This window comes from Mycobacterium branderi (assembly GCF_010728725.1).
Lineage (GTDB): Bacteria > Actinomycetota > Actinomycetes > Mycobacteriales > Mycobacteriaceae > Mycobacterium > Mycobacterium branderi.
Genome location: NZ_AP022607.1, coordinates 798513 through 822682, shown reverse-complemented (window position 1 = coordinate 822682; position 24170 = coordinate 798513). Strand labels below are relative to the sequence as shown.

The window sequence follows — 24170 nt, the reverse complement described above, 5'->3', positions numbered from 1 at the left end:
ATGCCTGATGGAAATCCGGGTGTCAATCAGGGACTGCCGCTCCCGGGCGCTCAGCCATGAGCGCATCCGTGCAGCTGTCGGTCGGCGTTCGCAACTTCGCCAACGCCCCGCCAACCGACTGGCGCCATCTGCTCGACCAGGCCCGCGCCGCAGACGATGCCGGCATCGATCGGATCTTCGTCAATGATCACGTCGTGTTCGGGTCGGACCTGTCGGCCTATGGCAATCCGCGGCTCGGCGGCAGGGTTGGTGGTGTCCAGCCCACCGGTCCAGACGGCGACTGGCTGGAGCCGCTTACCGTGCTCGCCGCGATGGCGGCGGTCACTAGCCGGGTGCGGCTCGCGACGAACGTGCTCGTCGCACCGATTCGCCCCCCGGTCCTGCTCGCCAAGACCGCCACGACCCTAGACGTGCTGTCGCATGGTCGCTTCGAGCTCGGCGTCGGGATCGGCTGGCAGGAGGCCGAGTTCCGCGCTCTCGGCATCGATTTCGCCAAGCGCGGTCAGGTCCTCGACGAGTTGCTGGCCGCTTGCCGGGAGTTGTGGACGACCACCGAGGCCCGGCTTGTTACTGATCGGTTCAGCCTTGCGGGCGTGCACATGATGCCTAAGCCAACCGCTGCGGGCGGTGTGCCGGTGTGGATCGGTGGCAGCCCGATTACCGGCGTAGCACGCCGGCTCGCGCGCTACGGTGCCGGTTGGATCCCGTGGGGCGCCACACCGGAGAACTTCCCGGAACTTCTTGAGCGCATGCGTGATCTGGTAGCGGCGCAGGGTCGCGATTTCTCGACGGTCCAGGTGTGCTACGCGATACCCACGATCCTGTCCCGGCAGCGACGCCTCGACTTCGACGCGATGTTTGAGCCGGTGCCGAAGCTGATGGCCCAGGGAGTAGCGGACTTTCGCATGATGCCGCGGTTGCCAGTCGGATATCCGGCGGCACGCGAGCTGTTAGAGCAACTCGGTCAGGCGTTCCGCTCGGTGATCGGCCCCGGCGGCCAGCCCGACGACGCCCGGACGGAGGTGCGGTAGGTGTCAGATGGACTCGCAACGATCTTGGGGCGGCTACGTGCTCGCGTCGAGCAGGATCCGGACCGGCACCTGGCCGCCTGCGGCGGCGGGTGGAACAGCGTGGGTCAGGCATACGACCGGGCCCGGCGGTTGGCCGCCGGGCTGTACCAGCTGGGCGTGCGCCCGGGCGACCGCGTGGCGTCGATGATGGCCAACCGCGACGAGGCACTCGATGTGTTGTTTGGGTGTGCGGCACTCGGTGCCGTGCACGTGCCGCTGAACATGTTCCTCAAGGGGGAGTTCCTGCGCTATCAGCTCGTCGACGCCGATCCAGGCGTCGTGATCGCCGATTACGCGGCGTATCCCCTGATGGCCGAGGTGGCGACCTCGTCGCCGGAGCTCAGCGAGGTGACTTTCGTGTCGCTTGACTGCGATGCGGAGGGTTCGAGCGGCGCGATCCGGTATCGCGATCTGTTTGTCGATCCCACCCAAGCCTGGCCGGATCCGACGCCCGACGACCTGGTCTCCGTGCTCTACACGTCGGGTACGACGGGGATGCCCAAAGGCTGCATGATCAGCAACGGCTACTTCGTGCGCATGCCCAGGGCGCACATGATCAACGGCTGGTTCACCGCGGACGACACGTCGCTGTGCCCGCTTTCGCTCTATCACGGCTTTGCGCTGAGCGCGCTTATGGACGCGCTGGTGGCCGGCTGCCGGGTCAGCTTCGAACCGACTTTCAGCGCGTCGGGGCTCATCGAGCGGGCACGCGAGATCGGTGCGACGCAGGTGTTCGGCGTGGGAGCGATGGCCGCGGCGCTGCTGGCTACGCGGCCGCGGGCCGACGACGCTGACCACACCATCGAGCGGGTCATCTTCATCCCACTCGCGCCGCAGGTCCAGCGCGAGCTGGCGTGCCGGTTCGGGGTGCGGGCCATCGGCGAAGGCTACGGCCAGACGGAGGTGCTTCCGGCGACGATGGGATCGGGTCGACGCAGCGCAGGCGAGCGCACGAGCGCCGGTGCCCGGGTGCCCTGGCTCGACGTTCAGGTCGTCGACGACGACGATCGTCTGCTGCCCGTGGGACAAACGGGCGAGATCGTGGTGCGGCCACTCGAGCCGCACTCGATGTTCAGTGGCTATTGGCGCAACGAGCAGGCGACTCTCCAAGCGTGGCGCAACCTGTGGCATCACACCGGTGACCTCGGTGTCTTCGATGATGAGGGACTGCTGTATTACGTCGACCGCAAAAAGGACGCGCTGCGCCGACACGGCGAGAACGTCTCCTCCGTCGAACTGGAGCTGGCGATCTGCGCGCACGCCGCCATTGCCGAGGTCGCGGTCCACGCGACGCCGGCCGACGTGCGCGAGGACGAAATCAAGGTGTGCGTTGTGCTGAAGCCGGGAGCGCAGCTGACGCCGGAGGAGCTGTTCGACTTCTTCCGCACGAACTTGCCGTACTACGCGGTGCCGCGCTACGTCGAGTTCCTCGACGAACTTCCGGTCAACGCGATGGGTCGGGTGCAAAAACATAAATTGCGCGAATCCTGGGACACGCCAACGACCGTCGACCTGCAGGCGCTCGGCCTGGTCGTGGAGCGAAGCGCCCGCCGAGGAGCTCGGCGCGGTCCGCGGTCAGAGTCGCAGTAGGCTCCGCGAGCGTGATGTCGCGGTGCTGGCATGCGACAACTGGGTGTCGAGGTGGCGGCCGTTTGACGCCGAATTACGGCTTCAACGTTGACACTGTCTATCCGTGGCTTTCAGCTCACGGCCGGGGCATTTGACGAACCGCCGAACGATCGAGCATCATTACCAACTATGCGGTTGGGTACGATCTGGTTGCGCCTGCCCAGTAAAGGAGAGCCTCGATGAAGGATTGGCCGTACGACGTCTTCCCGACGGGCTGGTATCAGATCGGCTACTCTGCCGAACTGCCGCCCGGGGAGATCCGCGCGGTCAAGTATTTCGACCGTGACTTGGTGCTCTTTCGCACCGAGACCGGCGTGCTGTCACTTCTTGACGCCTTCTGCGCGCATCTGGGCGCACATTTGGGCTACGGCGGCGTGGTGAAGGGTGAGTGCATCGAATGCCCGTTCCACGGCTGGCTGTGGTCGTCGCACGGTACATTGGCCGAGATCCCCTATGCCCCAGGCGAAACGCGAAACGTCAGCCTCGAACGCTGGGTGACCGACGAGGTCGACGGTCTGATCCTGATGTGGTATGACGCTTTCGGTCGGGAGCCGTTTTGGCGGTGGCCCGGAATCCCTGAATTCGCCGATGACGTCAAGCATTACCCGATCTACCCGCAAGGTGCTGACCACGTCGGGATCCGTAAGATCATCCCGCAGTCCCCGGTAGAGAACACACCGGACTACCACCACTTCAGGTGGGTGCACGGTGCAGGCGAGTCGGGGCGGCCCCTGATGTGGGAGGAGCAGGGGCACTACTTGCATACGCGGATCGGGTTTGTGTTCGGTGCCGGCAAACCGTCGACCTGGATGACCCCCGATGGCCCGGTCATCGGCGAGATAGAAACCGAGGCATGGGGACTGGGCTTGTCCAATGCGCGGTTCGTGCTCGGCAACTTCATCACTTCCCAGTTGACTGCCACCACTCCCGTCGACAGGGAGCATTCGCAACTGTTCGATACCATCACCTCCACTCGTGAACCCGGCAGCGACGATCCTCAACCATCGGGACTCGCCGGGCGCATGATCGAGTTCCAGAAGGGCCAAATCCGGCACGACTTCAAGATCTGGGAACACCAGCGCTACGTCGAGCACCCGCCCTTCGCCGGCGGTGAGGAACAACATTATGCACGCTTCCGCCGCTGGTCACGCCAGTTCTACAGCGATGCCCCGTATGCCACGAGACCCGACCGGCATGCCGCGGCGAGCGTGGCGCGTGTGCCCGGCTCGGTGCAGTCATAACGATCACGGGCTTAGAGATTGGCAACTGGCTCGTCCAATTCTTTTAGGTGGCTTCCATAAAGGCAAACTCTCGAATTCTGAGCTACGCGAATGCTGTCTGAGGACCAAGTCAAAGCTCTGATGCTATGACTGGCGAGTCGAAAGGGGAGAATATGCGAAGCGAAGACTTTGATGTGATCGTGATCGGCGCTGGATTGGCGGGGTTGTGTTGTGCTGGCGAACTAATGTTAGCCGGAGCCCGACCGCTCCTGATCTGCGAGGCGAAAGAGGTCGGTTTCGCTCTCAAGTCCCACATGGTGGGGGGGAATCGGGGCCTGTCTCAAGTCCCGACGTGGCAGGTCGGATGGGGAGGAGGCTGGTGGCCAACGCTGGTCCGGCAGCTGAACGTTCCAGTACGGACGCCCTTGGGATTTGGACAACTGGATAATGCTATGGCCCTTAAAGGCGAAGATGCTGCAACCCTTCCGCAATGCGCGCTCTCTGGCGAATCCGCGGCAGGCGCGTTCGTCGAAGGCTTCCCTTTCCTAGCTGAATACCAAAAGGAGATTGGTCGCGTCCTTGACGCAGCGCTGGGCATACCTTACCCCGAACTCGTGAAGATGCATCGAACCCCACTGGCCCAGTGGTTGCAGGACATGAAGTGTGACGAGCTGGTATCAGACTTCTTGATCAAGCTAGGCGGATTCGTATCTGCAGCATCTTCAGAATTCTGCCGAAATCATATTTCCGTATCTGGCGCATTCGGTTACTTTCGCAGCATGTTTTGTGGAGAGGCGACTTACGGGCTCCCCTATCCCGACAACCGGCATGGTCTGGCCATCCCACTGGCGCGTGAGATCGAGAATCGGGGTGGGGTTATCCGGCGAGGCGGCAAAGTGCATGAGATTCTCATGAAGAACGGCCGAGCTGATGGCATAGCTATGGACGATGGGACCGAAGCCCGAGCCCCCATCGTTGCGTTTGCCTGCGGGAACGATCGGATCGCGAAACTTCTCGATCCAATTCCGCCAGAGCTCGAGGCATCGATCGCGTACAGCGAAAAGACGACTCATCTGGATTTCACTGTCTTCGCCGTCATCGAGGGAACCGTGGTACCGCGGGACAAAGCAAAATGGGTTGCCGCAGTCGATTTCGAGGACGGCCTCCTCGAGTGGACGGTACGTCTGCACGATCTCGCTCCGTGGACCACCCAGCCCGGTAAGCAATTTCTTTGTGCTGAAAGAATTCTGTAGCCGACTGACGTTGAGCGCCTTGGCGGCCGCGATGCGATCATCGCCGGACTGTACAACACTCTCGAAGAGCGTTTTCCCGGCTACAAATCGGTGATAGGCGAAACTGCCTCCTCTGGCCACAAGCCCGGCCATCTCTGGTTCGGCAACTGCACAGTTGGACCCAAGCTCCCGCGGAAGAGTGATTCGGTCCCGGGTCTGTGGTTCGTGAACGAAAGTTCGGAGCCAACTTGCGGCACATACATGGAGGCAGCCGCTAGCGCCGGGATACTCGGAGCCCGCGCAATGGCCGCAGAAAGGTTGTCTGCCACGATGGTTGGCCCCTGAGCCGACCCGCGTCATCGAATCCAGCGAACGGCCTGCGGCTAGGAAGTTGCGCCGTAATGCTGCGTCGCTGAGTTTAGCTGAGACACAGGGACTGCAGCTGTTTGGGATGCGGCCAGACCTTCGGCCCCTAACTCGACTCCGATCCCGCTGTCCCTGATATCGCCCAAGGCGGCTGCAGTAGTCGATGTCGTTGAAGTTCACCGATTCAGCCGCTGATACGCAAACGTTGTTGTCTTGGCACACTGAGGAAGCCGTGTTCGCACCAGTGGTTGTCTGACCACCCGCCCGCGCCCGGATATCAGGCGGTCCAGGCGATCGGCAGCGTCTTGATTCCGTGAATGAACGGCGAGAGCAGCCGTGCCGGTTCTTCGGTCACGACAATGTCGGGTACCGCGCGGTGCAACTCCTCGAACATGACGCTGATCTCACGGCGAGCCAGGTTGGCGCCCAGGCAGAAATGCGCACCGCCACCGCCGAACCCAACATGCGGATTGGGGTCGCGGGTCACGTCGAACATCCATGGGTCGGGGAACTTCGACTCGTCGCGATTGGCCGAGCAGTACCATAGCGTGGCCTTGTCTCCGGCGGCCAGCTTCACACCACTGAGCTCGATGTCTTCGGTAAGGGTGCGCCGCATGTAGATCACCGGCGAAGCCCATCGCACAATCTCTTCGACCGCCGAGGGACACAAACCATCGAAGTCTGCCCACCATTTCGCCCGCTGCGCTGTGTAGCGGGTCAGCGCCAGAAGGCCGTGACTGATCGCGTTGCGTGTCGTCTCGTTGCCGGCGACCACCAGCAGTATGAAAAACGAGGCGATCTCCGCCGACGAGAGCCGCTCGCCGTCAACCTCGGCCTGCACGAGGCTGGTGGTCAGATCGTCGCCCGGACTGTTGCGGCGGTCCTCGGCGAGCGCAGTGGCATAGGCGCCGATCTCCATTGAGACCTGAGCGAACTCCTCGAAATCCGTTGCTAGATCAGGGTCGCCGAAGCCCAGGATCACGTTGGTCCAATGGAAGACCCGCTGGTGGTCCTCCTCGGGAATGCCCATCATGTCGCAGATCACCTGCAGCGGCAGCGGCCCGGCCAGCTCGCTGACGGCCTCGCCGCTGCCGTCTGGATGATTGGCAATCAGCGACGCAACAAGGCTGTGCGCACGCTCGCGCACCGATGCCGCGGCGCGGGCCAGTACCCGAGGGGTGAACGCGCGGCTGACTATCGACCGCAATCGCTGATGCCGGGGATCGTCGAGCACGATCATCGACCCGTAGAACTCAGCTATCTCCGGCGGCTGGTCGTTGATGACCATATTGGGACTCGAACTGAACAGCTCAGGATGACGGCTGGCATAGAACACGTCGTCGTGCTTGGTCAGCGCCCAATGCCCGGGCCCTTGCTCGAAGCCGGGCTGGACGGGCTCGGCCCAGAAGGAGACCGGTGCCTCACGGCGCAACGTGGTGAATGCCCCGTCGCGTAGATCGTCGTCGAGCGACCAGAAGTCCCATGAGCTGAGATCAATGTCGGTGAGTGGAACGTTCGGCGGTGCTATGCCGTTCACTCGCGGCGCGATGCCCATGTTGACTTTCCTTGTCGCTTAGCGGGTTACAGGAAACTCCTCCACATCGTGGATTTTCCCTGCTGACGGTAAATCGGTAGATGCGGGGCGCGCGTTGCGGTGTCGCTCGGCAAGATTACGCGCGGCGGCGTAGTCGGGCTTGCCATTCGGGCCGCGCGGGACAGCGTCGACGAAGGCGATCTCCTTCGGCGCCTTGTAGCCGGCCAGCCGCTTCTTCACATGAGCCACCAGGTCGGCCGGCGATGGTGGGGCCGAAGTGTCCACGCTCACCACTGCGGCGACTGCCTGCCCCCACACCGGATCCGGAATTCCGACGACCAGGGCGTCGGTGACTGCGGGATGATCGAGCAGGACGGCCTCCACCTCCTCGGTGTAGATCTTTTCCCCACCGGAGTTGATACACAACGAGTTTCGACCGACGAGGTGAATCCGGCCGTCGACGTCGACGGTGGCGTGGTCACCCGGCAGCGCCATACGCCGTCCGCCGATCTCGACGAACGTAGCGGCTGACTTGTCGGGATCTTTGTAATAACCCTGCGGGACGCGTCCCGAGACGGCGAGGCGTCCGATGACTCCGGATCCGGGAGAAATGGGTTGGTCGGCGGCGTCGAGCACCATCACATCGGGTCCGATGGAAAACGCAGCAGTGGCCGGAATGTCGCTCTTCGTCGCTACCGACCAGCCCATGCCGAATCCTTCGGATGAGGAGAATCCGTCGAGGATGGTTGCCTGCGGCCAGTACTCAAGCAGATCCCGCTTGCATGCCTCGCTGAGGATCCCTCCCGAGGAGAGGATGTTTCGCACACTTGAGGTGTCCCACCGATCGGGTTCGCGACTCGCGGCGTCGAGGATGCGGCGCGCAAAGACCTCGCCCGTGATCGCGAGGCTCGAGACGCTGTGCTTCTCGATCTCACTCAGCAGCTCGGCCGCGTCGAAATTGTGCCCGTTCAATGAGACGACGCAACCACCTTGGTGCATGGTGATGAATGCGCCGAACAGGCCGGTGCCGTGCATCATCGGGCAGGCTGAAATGTGAACCCGCCCTGGGCTCGTCAGCCGCGACGGGATGGCGGCGACGCCCTCCTCGAGCGGATATGAAACTCCGCCGACGTCGTTAACCTGCTCTAGAAAGTCGATGCTGCGCCACATCACTCCTTTGGGCATGCCGGTCGTGCCGCCGGTGTAGAGGAGAAACAGGTCCTCGCTGCTGCGTCCCCATGGCGAACGGACCGCTGAGCGTTGGCCGCAGCCGCCCGCGGCCGCTTCGTACGGAAGGGCCCAGTGCGGGCATCGCAATGTTCCGTCGTCGACATGGATCCACTGGCGCACGCTGCTCGCTCTGGCGCGCAATTCGTCGACACGCTCGGTAAACGAAGCGTGAAAGACGACGCAGCTGACATCGGCGTTCTCCCACAAGTACAGCAGTTCGTCCCCGCCGTAGCGATAGTTGGTGTTGACGGCCGGTATCCCGACCTTGAGCGCGGCGTGGGCGACTTCCAGGTACTCGGGCCCGTTCCGCAAATATTGCGCTACCCGATCCCGGGGGCTCGCGCGCTTATCCAGCAGGGCGGCAGCGACCCCGTTCGCGCGGCGATCGAACTCGGACCACGTGAACATCCGTTCGCCCTGGATCTGAGCGGGGGCATCCGGCACCACCTCGGCGACCTTCTCCCACACGTCGGCCAGGTTCCAGTCCAGCCTGGTGGCCAATCACTACCTCCTCGCTCGGGCTGATACGAGGGGCTACTCGGCGCCCTTCAATTCCTCACCGGTGCCGTCATAGATCCTCAATCTTGGCGCCTCATCCGGCTGCTGCTGGATTTCTGGCCGCTATCGGGCAATGTTGGCTCTCACCCATTTACGCTGCCAGCGCGCGGAATCGGTAAACCTCCCCTGCCAGTCTCTACAGCGCCCAAGCGCTGTACCCAACCCTGCAGTTGGTTACACGCACATCCTGAACCATGAGAGCCGCCGATGCAACTATTAGCCTGTCACGCGCACCGGGCAGCCGCAGAACCGCCGCAGCCGCGTGCGGATACGTGTCTGCGTTCAGCTGAGGTAGACAGATTGCAGCTGTTGGAATGCGGCCAGCCCTTCGGGCCCGAGCTCGCGTCCGATTCCGCTGTCTTTGATACCGCCGAAGGGGCTGCAGTAGTCGATGTCGTAGAAGTTCACGCCGATCGTCCCGGTACGTATCCGGGATGCGACAGCACGCGCTCGCTCCGGATCGGCGCTCCACACACTGCCGCCGAGGCCGTACCGGGAGTCGTTGGCGATGCGAATCGCATCTTCCTCATTGTCGTAAGGGATAACCGTGAGCACCGGACCGAAGATTTCTTCACGGGCGATGGTCGCATCGTTGGACACGTCGGAAAAAATCGTTGCCGACACGTACCACCCCTTGTCCAGATCCGGTGGCCTTCCCCCGCCCAGAACAAGGCGCCCCTCCTTGCGGCCGAGAGCGATGTACCGCTCGACACGGTCACGCTGCCGGCTGCTGACCAGCGGCCCCAGCATCGTGTGCAAGTCGAACGGATCTCCCATCGGCAGCGCCGAAGCGAAGGCGGTGAGCGCATCGACGACCTCGTCGTAGCGACTTCGTGGCGCCAGCACCCTGGTACCGAGCATGCATGTCTGGCCGCTGTTGACCAGCGTGCAGGGAAACAGCCCCTGAACTGTGGACGCGAGGTCGGCGTCGTCCAGGATCACGGTCGCCGACTTACCGCCCAATTCCAAAGTCACAGGCCGCAACAGCCGGCCGCATACCTCACCGATCGACCGACCAGCGCGCGTTGACCCGGTAAAGGCCACCTTGTCGACGTCCGGGTGTTGCACAAGATAGGCACCAACGGCGGGCCCACCGGTGACCAGATTGATGACGCCAGGCGGGATTCCAGCCTCAGCTGCCGCGTCGGCAATCAGCCACGCGTCCAGCACCGTTTCGGGCGCCGGCTTGAGGACGCAGCTGTTCCCTGCGGCCAGGGCAGGTGCGAGTTTGAAAAAGGTGACGCTCTGGGGAAAGTTCCACGGCACGATCGCCGCCACGACACCTACCGGTACCCGGCGTACAACCGTTGTCCCGCCGCTCATCGACACCCGCTCCTCTTCGAGCCGGACACTGCGCGCCAGCGTGGCGTAGTAGCGCAGCAACTTGGGAGGTGCGACCACCTCGGAAAGGTTCGCGATCGTGGTTGGCATACCGTTCTGCAGCGTCACAAGCCGACCCAGTTCGTCACCGCGCTGCTGCATTACGTCAGCGAATTGCTCCAGGGTCGCAGCGCGTTTGGAGGAATCCCAGTGCGCCCACCCGTCGGGATCGTCGACGGCCGATCGTGCCGCCAGGACCGCAGCGTCGACATCCTCCGGTGTCGCCTCGGGTGCGGTGCCGACAACCTCTTCCGTTGAGGCGCACACGATATCGAAGTGTTTGTCGGTCCGCGAAGGCACCCATTTGCCACCGATGAACAGGCTGCTGCCTAACCGATCCATCTCGATACTCTCCCTGGTTGTTGGTGGCGATTCATTGCCGCGCTCGATCGTAGGCCCGACCCAGCACGGTTGCCAGCCACAAAGTTGACAACCGAGCTCGGTGCCGGTTGCTTTCCCCGGATGGGCGGGGCAGCGCACCGGCTAGTGGCGGCCTTACCTGTTGCGACCAGGTCGCCCGTGCTGGTAGTTTCCCCCTTACCCAACCAATGAGTTGGCTAAGGAAAATATGCAAGACACCGTGACAGGCCCGGCGCCGGGCCAATTTCGAGAATTAGCGGAGCTTGAGGCGCTGAGGCAGCTGAAGGCGCGCTATTTCTACTACATCGATACGAAGCAATGGGACTTGTGGCTGGGGTTATTCACCGTCGACGCAACGCTGGCCTGGGACAGCGCGGTGTCGACGGGCGGGCGTGACGGCGACACGAGAAGCTTCACCGGGCTGGATGCCATCAAGGAGAATGTGGTGCGGGGCATCCTGAACCCGACGACATCTGTGCATCAGGGGCATACGCCGGTACTGGAGATCATCTCGGACACTGAGGCGCGAGGTATTTGGCCGATGGAGGACATCGTCGTCGCGACCCACCTTCACCGCCTGATCCATGGGTGGGGGCATTACCACGAAACATACCGAAAGGTCGACGGTGCCTGGAAGATCGCGTCGTCGCACTTGACCCGGCTACTGCTCCAGGACACCGGATTGTGACACCGCAGAATGCACGCTCACCAGACTGTGCGGGCAATCGCGCGAAATGTGAAGTAGTGGACGACCGAACTTGCTGTCCCGGGAGAGGGCATCGTGAACGCAACCACAACTAATGTCTCCATCGATCTCTGGAGCTCCGCGTCGTTTGCCAACGGCCATCCAGTGCATCAGTATCACTGGTTGCAAGAGAACGCACCGGTGTACTGGCATGATGAGCCCGGCGGTGCGGGGTTCTGGGCGGTCACAACTGCTGGCTTGGTCAAGGAAGCCAGCGTCCGCCCGCAGATTTTCAGTAATCGATTCGGAATGACGATGTATGACGTCAGCGAAACCGAACTTTCAGCGATCCAGCACATGATGATGTTCATGGATCCGCCGAGGCATACGCAGTACCGCAAGCTGGTCAGCAGCGAGTTCACCCCCCGCAGCGCCGCCCGCTGGGCCTCGCTGATCGACCGGCTGGCCGACGAGATCATCGATCAAGTCTGCGAAGCCGGTGAATGCGAGCTGATGAGCCAAGTCGCCGGGTTGCTCCCGTCGTATCTGGTTGCCGAACTGCTCGGTGTCCCACGTCGAGACGGTATCCGGCTATACGAACTGACGGAGGTCATGCACTCGGCACAGGATGCGGTCAGCGATGAGCAGCGCGCCGCGGCTCGCGAGGAAATGCTCCAGTTCGGAACCGATCTGCGCGCGAGGAAAGTCCGGCAGCCCGATGAATCTCTTGCCAGCCGTTTGGTGCACGCGGAAGTCGACGGTCACCGGCTCGATGACCTGGATTTCAACTTGTTCATCCTGCTGCTCGTCAACGCCGGCGGTGACACGGTACGGAACCTGGTGGGCGGTGCGATGTTAACGCTGTTCGAGCATCCCGACGCCAAATCGCGACTGATCGCTGACATCGCAGGTTTGATGCCCCGGGCCGTCGAAGAGTTTCTGCGCTACCAAAGCCCGGTGGTCTTCATGCGCAGGACGGCATTGCAGGACACTCGGCTGGGTGCGGTCAACATCGCCGCAGGCGAAAAGGTTCTTCTATACTTCGGGGCCGCAAACAGGGATCCTGCGGTTTTCGCCGATCCCGACGATTTCATCGTGGACCGGCATCCCAATCCTCACATGGGATTCGGCGCGGGGGGACCGCACTTCTGTCTGGGAGCACATTTCGCCAGGCTCGAGATCTCGGCGATGATGAGCCGCCTGCTTACCCGATTACCGAACTTGGAGCTGGTCGGCGAACCGACTTGGTTGGCGTCGAACTTCATCTCGGGCCCTACCGAGGTCAACTTGAGATTCACGCCGTCACTAAAGGGCGTCCGCTACTGATCCAGTCGGGGCGGCCTTGCAGGAGAGAGAACGGTCTTGGCAATTAACGAAATACGAGCAGCTGCTGAAGAAGCACCGCGACACCGGCTTGCAACATGAGGGGGCGCTGGGCGTGACGCCGGGACCGTTGGCGGGATTGCGGATCGTGGAACTGGCCGGTATCGGCCCTGGCCCGCACGCGGCGATGCTGCTCGCCGACCTCGGTGCCGACGTCGTGCGCATCGAGCGGCCGTCCTACCGCGAGCAATTGGATTCGCCGGACGCACCACAGCCGATGATGCGTGGTCGCCGCCGCATGCTGGTTGATTTGAAAGATTCGGCTGGCCGAGCGGACGTGTTACGGCTGGTGCAGGTTGCCGATGTGCTGCTCGAGGGCTTCCGGCCCGGAGTCGCCGAACGGCTCGGGCTCGGCCCCGCGGACTGTCATGCCGGCAATCCTCGCCTGGTCTACGCCCGTATGACCGGGTGGGGGCAGGAAGGGCCGCTGGCCCTAAGAGCAGGCCACGACATCAACTACCTTTCGCTGACCGGCGTGCTGCACGCCATCGGGCGAGCGAAGGAGCGTCCCGTGCCACCGCTGAACCTGATCGGTGATTTCGGCGGCGGCTCAATGCTTCTGGTAATCGGCATACTTGCGGCGCTGTGGGAAACACAGCGCTCAGGCTCCGGACAGGTGATCGACGCCGCCATGATCGATGGCGCGTCGCTTCTCGCGCAAATGGTGTGGGGGCTTCTGCCGCTGGGCCAATGGAAGGATGAGCGTGAGTCGAACCTGCTTGACGGTTATGCACCGTTCTACGACACCTACGAGTGCGCCGATGGCGGCTTTGTGGCGGTGGGAGCCATCGAACCGCAGTTCTACCGAGCGCTCATCGACGGACTGGGTATAGATGCTGCGACTCTTCCCGATCAATTGGATCGACAACACTGGCCCGAGACAAAAGCGAGATTTGCCAACGTCTTTGCGTCTCGCCCGCGCGAGCATTGGGAGAGGTTGTTCGCCGGCACCGATGCTTGTGTGACGCCGGTGCTCTCGTTCGGGGAGGTATGCAACCATCCTCACATCGCTGCCCGCGAAACAGTGGCAAAGCGGACCGGGGTCGTTCAGGCCATGCCCGCGCCACGGTTTTCGCGCACTCGGACTGAGCTGCCCGAACTCGATGGTAAATGGTGCGATCTGGATCAAATTCTGGCCGGTTGGGAAGAGGATCATGGCTGATGTCGAACTGACCGTCGACGCCGATGTGTGCGAGGCCAATGCCGTATGTGTTGGCATAGCACCCGAGTTGTTCGCTCTTGACGACGAAGATGCGTTGCAGATACTCGAGGTCCGGCCGCAGCACGACATGCTCGAGCGTGCCCGGCAGGCAGTGGACAGCTGCCCCAAACGGGCGTTGCGGTTGAGGCAGTCGCCGCCTTAACGGTGGGGCGGGAAGTGGCCGGTCTGCGTTGACGCCACCTGGTGGTGATGCTACGTTCGCGCTATACCCAACTAGCCAGTTGGGATAAGCTCGTGGGTCTGTGGGGTAGTACGATGCCAGACACCGAGGTGTCACAGAGGAGTCGGGGTCGATTTGTCGGCCGCAGCGCCATTGTCACCGGCGGGGCTTCCGGCCTGGGGTTGGCGTGTGCCCGACTTCTGATTGCAGAAGGAGCATGGGTTACGGTCTGCGGCCGCGACGAGACGAAGCTGAAAAGCGCAGCCACGCAACTTGGTGATCGAGCCAACGGGGTTGTCTGCGACGTGTCCGACGAGGCGGCGGTGATCCGGGCCGTGGCTGCGGCGTCTGAGCGAACTGGACGCCTCGACCTTGCGGTAGTCAATGCCGGCTTCGGCTCCGGCGGACCCATTTTGAGTGCTGACAAAGCCAGCTGGGATGCCGTCCTCGCCACCAACCTGACTGGGTCGTTTTTGACCATCAAGCATGCGGGTCGAGCCATCGCCGAGGCCGGGGGCGGTTCGATCGTCGCGATGTCATCCATCGCCGGGGTGTTGACTCATCGATTCATGGTGTCTTACAACGCTTCTAAAGCCGGCCTGGAAATGCTCGTGCGCACCGCCGCTGACGAACTGGGCGTGTTGCGCGTCCGTGTCAATGCCGTGCGCCCGGGACTAGTGCCAACGGAAGCGTCAACGGAGCTGGTGCAGACACCTTCCGTGCGCCAGGATTATCTGGACAAGATGCCGCTGGCGCGGACCGGCACTCCCGAAGATGTCGCCGCGGCTGTCGCATTCCTGCTGTCGGACGAATCTGCCTGGATCACCGGCGCCATCCTCGATGTGGACGGCGGCCATCACCTGCGTGGTGGCCCGAATATCGATCCGCTCATCGAAAAGGCGACCAGCCCGGAGTTCGTGGCATCCGCCGGATTCCGCCCAACACGCTAGCTCTTCAGAAGACGGAGACGTCAATGCCTCGTGACACGAAGACACTTGCCGCAGGAGTGGAGGCGTTTCTGGGTCGACCGGGCGCGGTCACGACTGTCGACACGTTGGCCGCGGGACACTCGAATGAAACCTACCGGCTCGGCGGCATCGACATGATCCTGCGAACTCCGCCGGAGGGCCCGGGCCTGCTGCCGCCCTACGACATGAAGCGACAACACGACGTGCTCGCGGACATCCGGCAAGCTGCACCCGACGTGCCGGTGCCCCGCGTCTACGGCGTGTGCACCGACGAGAAATTCATCGGAGCACCCTTCTATCTGTGCTCGGCGATGCGTGGCGAATCGTTCGAGTACGAAGCACCCGCCTGGCTCGCCGAGTGCACCCCTGAATTCCGCCACCGGCTGTGCGAACAATGGATTACGGCGATCGCGACGGTGAACCGGACGCCACCGCAGCCCAGCCTGGGCCGCCCACTAACGCCGGAAGCGGTCTACGGGGAGTGGCGCAAACGTGCGCAACGGAACTCCACAAAATCGAAACAACACGCGGCTCAAGGGTTAGCGATCGCAACGGTCTTCGACACTCTGTCAGATCTTGGCTTCGTCCGCAGCGGCGAACCTGCCGTGGTGCATGGTGATCCCAAGATCGGGAATACGCTCTGGCACGGCGGCAAGCTCACCGCGCTCCTGGATTGGGAGATGGCACACAACGGTGAACCGCTGTATGACCTCGGCTACGTACTCGGGTGGTTCCCGGGAGATATCGATGTTCGCGACATACCATTGCCCAGCTACGACTACTTCGCGCTGCCTGGCATGTTTTCGCGCGGGGAAACCATCAAAACCTGGGAAAAGGTCAGCGGTCGGAGCGCTCGTGGCGTTGAGGTCTACGAGGTAGCCGCGATCGCAAAGCTCGCCGGCATCCTCCACCAGGGGGCTATCGCCTACGAGACCGGCGCATTACCCGATGAGCGCATGGCGCAGTGGGGAGCGGTAATTGACATCCTGCTCAAACGGGCCTACGACTTGCTCGCCCTCTTACCAGTTAAGGAATGACCGCAGGCCATGCGATTAAGGAACCGGCATGCTTGTCCCACTTGATGATTACTTCATTCACCAGAGTACTGACAGCATTGCGATTCCGGGTGGCGGGAGGCCCGAATGGCAGGAACGTAACTATTTCAACGTGCACTCAACCAATGGCGATGTGCTGTTGGTGTGCGGTATGGGCACCACACCGAACACCGATTTGGCCAGCGCATACGTGATCTCGGCGGTGCCGGGAATCAACGGCGGTCAGACGGACTGGCGCGGGGTACGACCCATCAGTGGCGATCGCGCCCGAATGGACATCGGTGAATTCACCTTCGAGATCGTAGAGCCGATGAAGCAATGGCGAATAACCATGATGCCCAACGGGTCCGGACTGGAGATGGACCTTTCCTGGACGGCCCGACACCGGCCGTGGGAGTTCGATCGCATCTCGGCGGCAAAGCCCGACGGGGAGGCAATACACGATTTCGCTCATCTGCACCAGTCGGGCACTTACCGCGGCTGGATGAAGATCGACGGAAATCGCTACGAGGCAGACGGCTGGTACGGTGTGCGCGACCGAACCTGGGGTATCCGCGAAGGACTCGACTTCTGGATCTGGTCGTGTGTCCAGTTTCCGGACCGGAGCCTTAGCTTGTATCACTTCGAGGACGCGGCCGGACAGATCCAGTACTCCAGCGGCGGATTCTGCTATCCCGATCGAGTTGGGCCGGGCGTTCAGATCGTGGATCACGACTTCGAGCTGGCCGAGGGCGAGCGGGTGCCCAGCCGCGGCACTGTCCAGCTCCAAACAGTTGATGGGAAGAATGAGGCTCTCGAGTTCCGCGCCCTGGGCCCGCTGGTGAGCTACATGGCACCCGAGCCAGTGGATCTATCCAACCCCTACGCATCGGCGCTCGGCCGACCAGAGGCCGGCTGGGAACACTGGCCCAACAAGGAATATGCAGATGCGGCGCGGCGCCATGGCACGATCCATGACTCATTGTGCGAATTCCGGCTGGGTAACGAAACCGGTTACGGCGTTTTCGAATTGGTAGCGCTGCAGTATCAACGCTACGGGTGGACAACCCCCTTTGAGTTCTCGGCATCGATCGAAGCGGGCAAGGGTGGCAAGCAGCGACGTGGCTGAACGTTCAGTCGACCTTGCCGACCTGTTCGATGCGGTCGCTGTGAGGCCATCATGATCCAGCGGGGACGCGTCGCGGTGATTACCGGCGCGAGTCGCGGCCTGGGTCGCGCCGTTGCGCTTCGGTTCGCAAACGAGGGTGCTGATGTGGCGTTATTGGCGAGGTCTCGTGAGGCGCTCGACGCGGTGGCCGATGAGGCTCGTGCCTGCGGGGTACGAGTTGCGGCAATATCCACCGACGTGACCGCACCGGACTCCGTGCTGGAGGCCCACGACGAGGTCAGACGATTGTTCGGCCGGGTAGACATCGTCGTGAACAACGCCGGAAGTCTGCTTTACAAGACGTTCATCCCGCTGCCCGGAATCGAGGACTCCTTCCCGGGCTTCGATACCGCGATCAGCGAAGAAGAGTGGGCAGCACTACATGAAACCCATCTCGGAGGTGCAGTGCGCGTCCTGCGCGCATTCGGCGGCACCTTGGTCGACCAACGATATGGGCGGGTGGTCAACGTCGTCTCCAACGTGGTCCGGCGCACAGTCCCGTTCACCTCCTGCTATGACACGGCGAAGGGAGCCCTCGTGCAGCTGACTCGCTCACTGGCGCGCGAATGGGCGCGCTACGGCATCACTGTGAACGCGATTGCGGCCGGCCACTTTCGGACTGCGATGACACAGGCACAATTCGAAGACGAGGACTCCTACCGCCGGATGGTCGCACGTATACCCGCGGGTCGCCACGGCACAGAGTCAGAGTTTGCGGCCCTGGCGGCTTATCTCTGCGGCGAGGAGAGTGGATACCTCACTGGTGAGGTCATCGCCATCGACGGTGGTGAGACGTTGTGATTCCGGTGCACAACTCAACGACGCTTCGGCACCGACTTTTTGGAATCAGACCGACGACGGCGGAGCAGAGATGACCAACCACAGCGTAAATCTCGCAGACCTCTTCGAGGTGATCGTTGACGTCGTTCCTCAGCGAACTGCGGTGGCTCTCTCGGACGGATTTAGCTACACCTACCAGCAGATGGACGACCGCGGTAACCGCTGCGCCCATATGCTGGCGGGTCTCGGAGTCGAACGAGGCGACCGGGTGGCAGTCGTGGCGCACAACCGTATCGAGTGGCTCGACGTCTTCCTGGGCTGTTTCAAGATCCGCGCACTGGCGGTTAACATCAACTACCGCTATACCGCCAGTGAAATCACGCACATCATCGCCGATTGCGAACCCAAAGTCGTTGTCGTGGAAGCCGCACTGGCGGAAGTCATACTGACCTGTCTACAAACGGTACGGCAACGTGCACATGTAGTCGTTCTCGACATGGACTCGCCGATGGACAGCCCTGGGTCGGTGAGCTATTCGGCGCTGCTCGCCGATATGGATCCCGCGCGAGTCTCTGTCCGAAGGTCCGGAAACGATGGCTACCTGCTCTACACCGGCGGAACTACCGGGCTGCCCAAAGGGGTTTATTGGAAGCATCACAATTTGTTTCACGGAGCGCTCAATTGGGGCCCGGGTACGGGGCAACTCATTTCAGATGTGGCCGATGGGAAATGGGACCAGCGGCCGGCCACGGCGACGATGGCTGTCGCACCCCTAATGCACGGCAACGGGCAATGGGCAGTTCTACGAGCCTGGGCATCCGCGGGCACTGCGGTTGTGTGGGTAGGGCCGACGTTTGACGCCCCGCGGGTGTGGGACACCGTGCAGCATTTTGGCGTTGAGGTGATGAGCATTGTCGGCGACGCCATGGCGACCCCGTTACTGGCACAGCTGCAACGGAATCCAGCCAGATGGGACCTCTCGTCATTAGTGGCATTCGGATCAGGCGGTGCGGTGTTGTCTCCACATGTCAAGGCAGGCTTGAAACAAGCGTTGCCGCACGTCCAGATTGTCGATGGCTACGGTGGAAGCGAGGCCGGCACGATCGGTACCCGGGCGGGCGCCGACGGTGAGAAGCCTCCCAGGTTCGAGGTTCGCCCGGGCACGGCCATCCTGCGAAGCGACCTCAGCGAAGCGGCTGTCGGAGAGACTGGACTACTTGCGGCCTCAGGCGCCATTGCCAGCGGGTACTGGCGAGATGACAAAAAGACCGCTGAAGTCTTCCGAACAGACGTTGATGGTCGACGGTGGGCAGTGATCGGAGACAATGCCGTCCGCAACGAGGACGGAACAATCACACTCCTTGGCCGGGGGTCGCTAGTTGTCAATACCGGAGGAGAGAAGGTTTTTCCGGATGAGGTGGAATCGGTGCTCAAAGAGCACCCCGCCGTGCTCGACACCATAGTTGTCGGGGTTGACGATCCGTTGCTGGGGGAGCAGGTGGCGGCTGTTATCGCGATTCACCCTGCATGCGCCATGAATCTTGCCGAGCTGCAAGCGCATGCGCGTAAACAACTTGCGGGATACAAGATTCCACGAACTGTGGCGATTGTCGACGAGATCCGACGGTCGCCGGCGGGCAAGGCTGATTACAACTGGGCCCGAGAGGTCGCTAACGCCGTAGGGAGCACATCGTGAAGACGCGGGCAGCGTTACTCACCGGGGTAGGGGAGAAGTGGCTCGTGGATGATGTCGAGCTCGGCAAGCCCGAACCTCACGATGTGATCGTCGAAGTCAGGGCCGCCGGCTTATGTCACTCCGATGAGCACATGGCCACCGGTGACATGGTCATACCCGAAGAGGCGCGCTTGGCAATGGGTTTGCCGTCACAGTTTCCACTCGTTGGCGGACATGAAGGCGCAGGCGTTGTCGTCGAAGTCGGGTCGGCGGTCGAACGGTTCCAAGTCGGTGACCACGTGGCCACCAGCTTCATGCCCGCTTGCGGCACGTGCCCATCGTGCGCGAGTGGACGCCAATATCTTTGCGATTTGGGATTCAGTCTGCTGCAGAAGGCGGACAAGCCCAAACACTTGTGGCGTGGAGAAGGTACGAACGTTTACTCGAACCTTGGCACCTTTGCCGAATACGCTCTCGTACATGAGTTTTCGTTGATCAAAGTTGAGCAACACGTCCCCTTCGAGATCGCTGCCCTGCTGTCGTGTGGTATTCCGACAGGCTGGGGCGCGGCCGTAGTTCGTGCACAAACCCAGCCGGGCGACGTCGTCGCCGTTATTGGCGTAGGTGGCATCGGCATCAACGCGGTCCAGGGCGCAGCCGCAGCTGGTGCACGTGTCGTCATTGCTATCGATCCGATCGGGTTCAAGCAAGAGAAGGCGCGTGAGTTCGGCGCGACGCACACCGCGTCATCGGTCGGCGAGGCACTACCGCTGATCCAGGAGCTGTCTCGGGGCCAGCTGTGCCATCGGGTGATCGTGGCTCCCAGCGTGCTTTACGGCGATATTCTCAGCGAAGCGTTGTCCATCACCGGAAAGGGCTCCACGTGCGTGGCAGTCGGTGTGGCACCGTTCAGCCAAACTCACGTGCCGATGGCCCTTCACGACCTGGTGTTGTGGAACAAGGAATTGAAGGGCACCGTGTTCGGTTCGATGAACCCTCGGATAGCGATTCCGGAGCTGCTCGCGCTCTACGAATCCGGGAAGTTGAAGATCGATGAGCTGATCACCCGCCGCTACTCGCTCGACGAGATCAACAACGGATACGACGACCTTCGTGACGGCAAGATCCTGCGCGGCGTCGTGACTGTTTGATCGACTGCGGCGGCGACACGTGTAGCGACTAATGGCCCTACCCCCGGGGGATAGAGCGAGCGACTGTTCACCCCGCGGGGTGTGGCATCCAGACGCCCCTCTTCGGACATACCCAACCTCTCGGTTGACAACGATGTGAACCTGGGCGAGACTCACTTTGAGGTGCGCCGTTACCGGGCGGCTGGGCGGACGAGCAGTCCGCGGTGTGAGTGGGATAGCAATGACGACCAGCAAAGGCGAATAATGTGATCGCTAACGAGCTCGGCGCCGTCGGAGTGTGGAGCACTGAACTGCACTTCGGAGAGCCTGACGAGGCTGCGGCCACCGCGGCTGAACTCGAAGAGCTGGAATATGCGGCTATTTGGTACCCAGGCGCTTTCGGCGGGCCTGTGTTCGACATGGGTGCGACTCTGCTGGGGGCAACACAACGGATTCCCGTAGCGCTGGGTGTCCTGAATCTGTGGAAACACGCCCCGGCTGAAGTGGTCGCTGGCTTCAGTCGCCTCGACGATGTAGCGCCGGGCCGATTCATCCTGGGTATCGGGTCGAGCCATGCCTCGATGGTCAATACGGAGGAACAGGCCGATCTTTACCGGCGCCCCTTCCGGGCGATGACGAACTACCTGAATGCGCTCGACGAGGCCGGCTCGGCGATTCCGCAGAAGCGCCGGGTCCTTGCCGCCCTTGGTCCGAAGATGCTCAAGACGGCAAAGGAACGAGCCGCAGGCGTTCACCCCTATTTCGTCACTGCGGAGCATACGCGGCGGGCGCGAGAATCGTTGGGCGGCGACGCATTATTGGCTCCCGAGCACGCGGTAGTGCTCGAGCAGCAGGCCACTCGAGCGCGGGAGATCGCCCGGAAATACACGGGCGCCTACCTTGGCTTTCCGAATTATTGTCGAAATCTTCTACGCCTCGGCTGGAAAGAAGAGGACTTCCTGGATGGGGGCAGCGATCAGCTAGTTGATGCATTGGTCGCGTGGGGTAAGCCGGAAGAGATCCGAAAGAAGGTGTACTCGCATCACGAGGCCGGCGCAGATCACGTCTGCATCCAGGTCATCGGCGAAAACTGGGGTCAAATGCCCCCAGAATTCCCGCGCAGGGAATGGCGCGAGCTGGCGGCGGCCCTGGTTGCTTAGGTGCCCACCAACGTGCTTTGGGTCCGGAACTGACCTTTTCATGACGACGAAACGCATGGCCGGCCTGGCATTTTCGAGTGATATGTAACTGAGGAGCGGATGTGAGGACACGCGGCGCGATCATTCGCCAGCCTCCCGCAAAATACGAGGTCGTCGATATGGAGCTCGACGATCCCAGAGCCGGAGAGCTCAGGGTGAAGATGGTTGCCGCTGGGCTCTGCCACTCCGACGAGCACATCGCCAGCGGTGATCTGCCCGTGCAGACCTACCCCTTCGCCGGTGGGCATGAAGGTGCGGGAATCGTCGACTCGGTGGGGCCCAACACGATTGGATTTGCTCCGGGGGACAAGGTCGTCTTCTGCTTCATACCCGCGTGCGGCCGATGCACGTGGTGTGCGACCGGTCGCCAAAACCTTTGCGACCTGGGGGCTGCACTGCTTTCGGGGGCTCGCTGGACCGATGGTTCTTATCGCCTGCACCTCGACGACGGCACACCCGTAGCGCAGATGTGTGGCATCTCGACTTTCTCCGAGTACACGACCGTGGCGATCGAATCGGCGGTCAAGGTCCCCGCCCACACGCCGCTGGAGACGGCGTGTTTGCTCGGGTGCGGGGTCGGCACCGGATGGGGAGCCTCTGTCAATACCGCCAGAGTCCGGCCGGGCGACACAGTGATCGTGATGGGCATCGGCGGCATCGGGGCGAACGCGGTGCAGGGTGCGGCACACGCCGGAGCCACCAACATCATCGCGGTGGACCCGGTTGCGTTCAAGCGGGACACCGCCGAAGCACTGGGTGCCACACACGCGGTCAGTGATATGCAGCAGGCGACCACGCTCGCGCAAAGCTACACCAATGGACAGGGTGCTGCAGCAACAATCATCACCGTAGGTCTGGTCGAAGGTGAGCACATTTCGCAGGCGTTCTCTTCGGTCCGCAAGGACGGAGTCGTCGTAGTGGTGGGTCTAAGCAGGGCCAGCGACGTTGGCGCACCGATACCGCTCACCGAACTCACGCTGTCGCAAAAGAAAGTCGTCGGCTCGTTGTACGGTCAGTCGAGTCCGAATGCCGACATCCCGATGTTGCTCGACCTTTACAACGCCGGGCATCTCAAACTGGACGAGCTCGTGACGACCCGATACGGATTGGACGATATCGCGCGAGGCTACGAAGACATGCACGCCGGCAAGAACATCCGCGGCGTACTCGTCTTCTGACGCCGACCGTGTTCTCGTAGCGCCAGGGCCGGAGCACCGGCGCTGCACGCAGAGTTGGTGACCCAGTCGAGCTCGACGACGAAAGGACGTCCCAAAGTGGGTTTGCTGGAAGGGAAGGTTGCGCTGATCACCGGCGGCTCGCGCGGCCAGGGCCGGGCTCATGCCATCACCTGCGCGCGGGAGGACGCCGACGTCGTCATCGTCGACGTCACAAAGCCCGTCGCCGATGTGCCCTACGAACTGGCGACGGCGGACGATCACGCCGAAACGATCCGCCACGTGGAAGCATCGGGCAGACGCGGCATCGCCATCGAGGCGGACGTGCGCGACCAAGCCGCGCTTGACAAGGCGGTCTGCCGCGGCATCGCAGAGTTCGGCAAGATCGACATTCTCATTGCCAATGCAGGGATTTGGACGCTGGGCTACTTCTGGGAGCTGACCGAACAGCAGTGGGAGGAGATGATCGGAATCAACCTGACCGGCGTGTGGAAAGCGGCGAAAGCCGTCGCGCCGCACATGATCGAACGCACGAGTGGCTCGATCGTGATCATTTCATCGGCTAACGGGCTCGAACCCGGCGTCCGGTTCGGGCACTATGTGTCCGCCAAGCACGGCGTGATCGGCCTGATGAAGAACATCGCACTGGAACTTGCGCCATTCGGTGTGCGGTGCAATGCGATCAGCCCCGGCGCGATCAGAACCCCGATGACCGACCACCAGATGGCATGGGACATGCTCGCCGGTCACGAGGGCGCCACCGAGGAGGACATGATCGAAGGCGGCTACCGCTATGGCGCGTTGCGTGGCCGCACCTTCCTTGACCCGCAGACCATCGCAGACACTGCGCTGTACCTCAACAGTGACCTGGCCGCAAACGTCACAGGCGTGACGATCCCGGTGGACGCGGGCCACCTACTGCTGGCCGGTGTCAATTCCGATCCCATTAAGGGATAACCGAAATGCGCGGCGGATGCCCCAGATAAGCAAGATGCGGGCGCGGACACCAACA

At 62.4% G+C, this 24170-nt stretch carries 20 protein-coding genes; 17 read left to right on the top strand and 3 right to left on the bottom strand.

Annotated features, from left to right (window positions below; genetic code table 11):
- The first annotated feature begins 56 nt into the window (after positions 1-56).
- The 4 genes from G6N47_RS28940 to G6N47_RS28925 all read left to right on the top strand — a co-directional run bounded on the left by G6N47_RS28940 (position 57) and on the right by G6N47_RS28925 (position 5172).
- The gene (locus tag G6N47_RS28940) at positions 57-1031 is read left to right on the top strand and encodes a TIGR03619 family F420-dependent LLM class oxidoreductase (protein WP_083130696.1); all 975 of its coding nucleotides are present in this window, start codon (positions 57-59) and stop codon (positions 1029-1031) included.
- A complete protein-coding gene (locus G6N47_RS28935; protein WP_083130694.1) occupies positions 1032-2660 on the top strand; it encodes an AMP-binding protein in 1629 nt (542 codons plus the stop codon). It abuts the gene before it with no gap.
- A gap of 218 nt (positions 2661-2878) precedes the next feature.
- Positions 2879-3940 (top strand): Rieske 2Fe-2S domain-containing protein, encoded by a 1062-nt coding sequence (locus tag G6N47_RS28930; RefSeq protein ID WP_083130693.1) that lies wholly within the window; start codon positions 2879-2881, stop codon positions 3938-3940.
- A 152-nt stretch (positions 3941-4092) separates the two neighbouring features.
- Positions 4093-5172, top strand: coding sequence for an FAD-binding protein (locus G6N47_RS28925; RefSeq protein WP_163659986.1), 1080 nt, complete (start codon positions 4093-4095; stop codon positions 5170-5172).
- Between the two features lie 622 nt (positions 5173-5794).
- Here G6N47_RS28925 and G6N47_RS28920 read toward each other — a convergent pair.
- The 3 genes from G6N47_RS28920 to G6N47_RS28910 form a co-directional block, all read right to left on the bottom strand.
- The gene (locus G6N47_RS28920; RefSeq protein WP_083130691.1) at positions 5795-7072 is read right to left on the bottom strand and encodes a cytochrome P450; all 1278 of its coding nucleotides are present in this window, start codon (positions 7070-7072) and stop codon (positions 5795-5797) included.
- Positions 7073-7090: 18 nt separating this feature from the next.
- A complete protein-coding gene (locus G6N47_RS28915; RefSeq protein WP_083130690.1) occupies positions 7091-8782 on the bottom strand; it encodes an AMP-binding protein in 1692 nt (563 codons plus the stop codon).
- Positions 8783-9121: 339 nt separating this feature from the next.
- Positions 9122-10561, bottom strand: coding sequence for an aldehyde dehydrogenase (locus G6N47_RS28910; RefSeq protein WP_083130689.1), 1440 nt, complete (start codon positions 10559-10561; stop codon positions 9122-9124).
- Positions 10562-10799: 238 nt separating this feature from the next.
- Here G6N47_RS28910 and G6N47_RS28905 point away from each other — a divergent pair, with 238 nt between their 5' ends.
- The 13 genes from G6N47_RS28905 to G6N47_RS28845 all read left to right on the top strand — a co-directional run bounded on the left by G6N47_RS28905 (position 10800) and on the right by G6N47_RS28845 (position 24115).
- The gene (locus G6N47_RS28905; protein ID WP_232080467.1) at positions 10800-11267 is read left to right on the top strand and encodes a nuclear transport factor 2 family protein; all 468 of its coding nucleotides are present in this window, start codon (positions 10800-10802) and stop codon (positions 11265-11267) included.
- A gap of 180 nt (positions 11268-11447) precedes the next feature.
- Complete coding sequence (locus G6N47_RS28900; protein WP_211281497.1) at positions 11448-12590, top strand: cytochrome P450; 1143 nt, start codon at positions 11448-11450, stop codon at positions 12588-12590.
- A 112-nt stretch (positions 12591-12702) separates the two neighbouring features.
- Positions 12703-13809: a CaiB/BaiF CoA transferase family protein gene (locus tag G6N47_RS28895; RefSeq protein ID WP_083130888.1), complete on the top strand. Its 1107-nt coding sequence runs from the start codon at positions 12703-12705 to the stop codon at positions 13807-13809.
- Positions 13802-14011, top strand: coding sequence for a ferredoxin (locus G6N47_RS28890; protein WP_083130687.1), 210 nt, complete (start codon positions 13802-13804; stop codon positions 14009-14011). Before G6N47_RS28895 ends, G6N47_RS28890 begins: the two co-directional genes overlap by 8 nt.
- 113 nt (positions 14012-14124) lie before the next feature.
- A complete protein-coding gene (locus tag G6N47_RS28885; protein ID WP_169717247.1) occupies positions 14125-14979 on the top strand; it encodes an SDR family NAD(P)-dependent oxidoreductase in 855 nt (284 codons plus the stop codon).
- Between the two features lie 23 nt (positions 14980-15002).
- Complete coding sequence (locus G6N47_RS28880; RefSeq protein WP_083130685.1) at positions 15003-16034, top strand: phosphotransferase family protein; 1032 nt, start codon at positions 15003-15005, stop codon at positions 16032-16034.
- Positions 16035-16164: 130 nt separating this feature from the next.
- On the top strand, positions 16165-17160 hold the full coding sequence (locus G6N47_RS28875) for a DUF7064 domain-containing protein (protein WP_139799393.1): 996 nt from the start codon (positions 16165-16167) through the stop codon (positions 17158-17160).
- Between the two features lie 51 nt (positions 17161-17211).
- On the top strand, positions 17212-18000 hold the full coding sequence (locus tag G6N47_RS28870; protein WP_083130683.1) for an SDR family NAD(P)-dependent oxidoreductase: 789 nt from the start codon (positions 17212-17214) through the stop codon (positions 17998-18000).
- Positions 18001-18070: 70 nt separating this feature from the next.
- The gene (locus G6N47_RS28865; RefSeq protein WP_083130682.1) at positions 18071-19675 is read left to right on the top strand and encodes an AMP-binding protein; all 1605 of its coding nucleotides are present in this window, start codon (positions 18071-18073) and stop codon (positions 19673-19675) included.
- Entirely contained in the window at positions 19672-20805 is a 1134-nt protein-coding gene (locus tag G6N47_RS28860; RefSeq protein WP_083130681.1) for an NDMA-dependent alcohol dehydrogenase, read from the top strand. Before G6N47_RS28865 ends, G6N47_RS28860 begins: the two co-directional genes overlap by 4 nt.
- 245 nt (positions 20806-21050) lie before the next feature.
- Positions 21051-21944: a TIGR03620 family F420-dependent LLM class oxidoreductase gene (locus G6N47_RS28855; RefSeq protein ID WP_232080466.1), complete on the top strand. Its 894-nt coding sequence runs from the start codon at positions 21051-21053 to the stop codon at positions 21942-21944.
- Between the two features lie 101 nt (positions 21945-22045).
- Positions 22046-23161 (top strand): NDMA-dependent alcohol dehydrogenase, encoded by a 1116-nt coding sequence (locus G6N47_RS28850; RefSeq protein ID WP_083130680.1) that lies wholly within the window; start codon positions 22046-22048, stop codon positions 23159-23161.
- Between the two features lie 96 nt (positions 23162-23257).
- The gene (locus G6N47_RS28845; RefSeq protein ID WP_083130679.1) at positions 23258-24115 is read left to right on the top strand and encodes a mycofactocin-coupled SDR family oxidoreductase; all 858 of its coding nucleotides are present in this window, start codon (positions 23258-23260) and stop codon (positions 24113-24115) included.
- Positions 24116-24170 lie beyond the last annotated feature (55 nt).